1 rRNA gene is annotated in these 2,961 nt (G+C 50.9%); it reads right to left on the bottom strand.

Annotated elements, in window-relative coordinates:
• Positions 1-35: 35 nt before the first annotated feature.
• Positions 36-2,950, bottom strand: a 23S ribosomal RNA gene (locus WEIDD23_RS11815).
• Between the last annotated feature and the right edge of the window lie 11 nt (positions 2,951-2,961).

The following is a 2,961-nucleotide window of genomic DNA, read 5'->3' as shown; positions in this document are numbered from 1 at the left end:
CAAACTTCGTTTGAGCCTTACACCACGTTTTCAACTTGGTTAAGTCCTCGAACCATTAGTACTAGTCCGCTCCATGCGTCGCCGCACTTCCACTTCTAGCCTATCTACCTCATCATCTCTGAGGGGTCTTACTTCATAAAGAATGGGAAATCTCATCTCGAGGCGAGTTTCACACTTAGATGCTTTCAGCGTTTATCTCATCCGTACATAGCTACTCAGCGATGCTCCTGGCGGAACAACTGATACACCAGAGGTACGTCCACCCCGGTCCTCTCGTACTAAGGGCAGCTCCTCTCAAATTTCCTACGCCCGCGACGGATAGGGACCGAACTGTCTCACGACGTTCTGAACCCAGCTCGCGTACCGCTTTAATGGGCGAACAGCCCAACCCTTGGGACCGACTACAGCCCCAGGATGCGATGAGCCGACATCGAGGTGCCAAACCTCCCCGTCGATGTGGACTCTTGGGGGAGATAAGCCTGTTATCCCCAGGGTAGCTTTTGTCCGTTGAGCGATGGCCCTTCCATGCGGAACCACCGGATCACTAAGCCCTACTTTCGTACCTGCTCGACTGGTAAGTCTCACAGTCAAGCTCCCTTGTGCCTTTACACTCTGCGAATGATTTCCAACCATTCTGAGGGAACCTTTGGGCGCCTCCGTTACCTTTTAGGAGGCGACCGCCCCAGTCAAACTGCCTGCCAGACACTGTCTTCCACCACGCTTAGTGGTGCGAGTTAGAGTGGTCATACAACGAGGGTAGTATCCCAATGATGCCTCCACCGAAACTAGCGTCCCGGTATCAACGGCTCCTACCTATGCTGTACAAGCTGCACAAACACTCAATATCAAGCTACAGTAAAGCTCCATGGGGTCTTTCCGTCCTGTCGCGGGTAACCCGCATCTTCACGGGTATTTAAATTTCACCGAGTCTCTCGTTGAGACAGTGCCCAGATCGTTACGCCTTTCGTGCGGGTCGGAACTTACCCGACAAGGAATTTCGCTACCTTAGGACCGTTATAGTTACGGCCGCCGTTTACTGGGGCTTCAATTCGTACCTTCGCCGAAGCTAAGCACTCCTTTTAACCTTCCAGCACCGGGCAGGCGTCAGCCCCTATACGTCATCTTACGATTTTGCAGAAACCTGTGTTTTTGATAAACAGTCGCCTGGGCCTATTCACTGCGGCTCAGCTTTCGCTGAGCACCCCTTCTCCCGAAGTTACGGGGTCATTTTGCCGAGTTCCTTAACGAGAGTTCACTCGCTCACCTTAGGATGCTCTCCTCGACTACCTGTGTCGGTTTGCGGTACGGGCAGGTAAACACTAACTAGAAGCTTTTCTCGGCAGCGTGACATCACGGACTTCCCTACTTTATTTCGGTCCTCATCATAACTTGTCCTTAAAAGATAAAGCATTTAACTCGATCTAAGACTCATTATTTAACCCAGCATATCCAGCAGCTGGGATCCGTTAGCCTTCTGCGTCCCTCCATCGTTCAAACATGTTCACCTGGTACAGGAATCTCAACCTGTTATCCATCGACTACGCCTTTCGGCCTCGCCTTAGGTCCCGACTAACCCTGGGAGGACGAGCCTTCCCCAGGAAACCTTAGTCATACGGTGGACAGGATTCTCACCTGTCTTTCGCTACTCATACCGGCATTCTCACTTCTAAGCGCTCCACCAGTCCTCACGGTCTGACTTCATCGCCCTTAGAACGCTCTCCTATCGCGCCACTTACGTGGCACCCGTAGTTTCGGTGGTGTGTTTAGCCCCGGTACATTTTCGGCGCAGAATCACTCGACTAGTGAGCTATTACGCACTCTTTAAATGGTGGCTGCTTCTGAGCCAACATCCTAGTTGTCTATGCAACTCCACATCCTTTTCCACTTAACACACACTTAGGGACCTTAACTGACGATCTGGGCTGTTCCCCTTTCGACAATGGATCTTATCACTCACTGTCTGACTCCCGGACATACGTGATTGGCATTCGGAGTTTATCTTAATTTGGTAACCCGAGATGGGCCCCGCACCAAAACAGTGCTCTACCTCCAACACGCTACATTCCGAGGCTAGCCCTAAAGCTATTTCGGAGAGAACCAGCTATCTCCAAGTTCGATTGGAATTTCACCGCTACCCACACCTCATCCCAGCATTTTTCAACATGCACGGGTTCGGGCCTCCAGTGCGTTTTACCGCACCTTCACCCTGGACATGGGTAGGTCACCTGGTTTCGGGTCTACAACAACGTACTAATTCGCCCATTTCAGACTCGCTTTCGCTACGGCTCCGGTCTTTCCACCTTAACCTTGCACGTTATCGTAACTCGCCGGTTCATTCTACAAAAGGCACGCTATCACCCATTAACGGGCTCTAACTTCTTGTAGGCACATGGTTTCAGGAACTTTTTCACTCCCCTTCCGGGGTGCTTTTCACCTTTCCCTCACGGTACTGGTTCACTATCGGTCACTAGGGAGTATTTAGCCTTGCGAGATGGTCCTCGCGGATTCCGACCGGATTTCACGTGTCCGGCCGTACTCAGGATCCTGACGGGAGGTCAACATTTTTCGCATACGGGGCTATCACCCTGTCTCGCTCAGCTTCCCAGCTGATTCTGCTAAATGTTAACTTTGTAACTCCACAATGTCAGTCCTACAACCCCAAAGTGCAAGCACTTTGGTTTGGGCTCTACCGATTTCGCTCGCCGCTACTGACGGTATCGATTTTTCTTTCTATTCCTGTTGCTAATGAGATGTTTCAGTTCACAACGTCTACCTTCAACCTAACTATATATTCATTAGGTGATAACTTGCATAACAAGTTGGGTTCCCCCATTCGGAAATCTCCGGATCAAAGCTTACTTACAGCTCCCCGAAGCATATCGGTGTTAGTCCCGTCCTTCATCGGCTCCTAGTGCCAAGGCATCCACCATGCGCCCTTAATAACTTAACCTATCAACTTTC

The sequence above is a fragment of the Weissella sp. DD23 genome, assembly GCF_001579105.1.
Lineage (GTDB): Bacteria > Bacillota > Bacilli > Lactobacillales > Lactobacillaceae > Weissella > Weissella cibaria.
Note: the sequence above shows the minus strand (reverse complement) of the source record. Positions and strands in the feature narration are given on the sequence as shown.